Raw genomic sequence first — 531 nt, 5'->3', positions numbered from 1 at the left:
GAGCTGGGGTCCTCTCCATGAGCGACCACCGCGTGGAGTTCCATGAGTTTCCATACTTCATCTTTGGTCGCTGCGATCACTTTGCCTGGGCAGGCCTCCATGCCCTCGCAATCCTTGCAGGCATATGAAAATGCGGTGTTCATCATTTTCTCCTCTTTCTGGACGGGAAAGTTGATCAAAACTCAGGAAACGTCGGGAGACCGTCGTCGAGTTTTATCCATGGCTGCTGACGTGATACGAAGACGTGGGCCTTGGGTTGCGCAATCGATGGGTCATCCAACGTCACAGCAGAAAACCAAGCGTCAGCGCTCCAGTCTTGGCCCTCAACTTCATTTAGGGCGGCATAGGTCAACGTCGTTCCACATTCCCGACAAAACCCTCGGCGAATGCCCGGAGTTTTCTCAATGTGTTGGATTTCGCCTTTGATCACTTCAAAGTCTTCGGCGGCCACTTTAGCCCAAGTTACAAAGGCACCGCCAAGGGCCATTTGGCACGAACGGCAATGGCAATGACCCGACCAAACTGGCGGGG

The 531-nt window shown here is 53.9% G+C and carries 1 protein-coding gene; it reads right to left on the bottom strand.

The features are described 5' to 3' along the window. Positions 1-175 precede the first annotated feature (175 nt). Positions 176-531: GFA family protein (locus tag ACR0ER_RS25650; protein ID WP_480771277.1), on the bottom strand; the 356-nt coding region annotated here is incomplete at its 5' end.

The organism is Ruegeria sp. CH8 (assembly GCF_056536985.1).
This window is presented reverse-complemented; position numbering and strand designations above follow the sequence as displayed.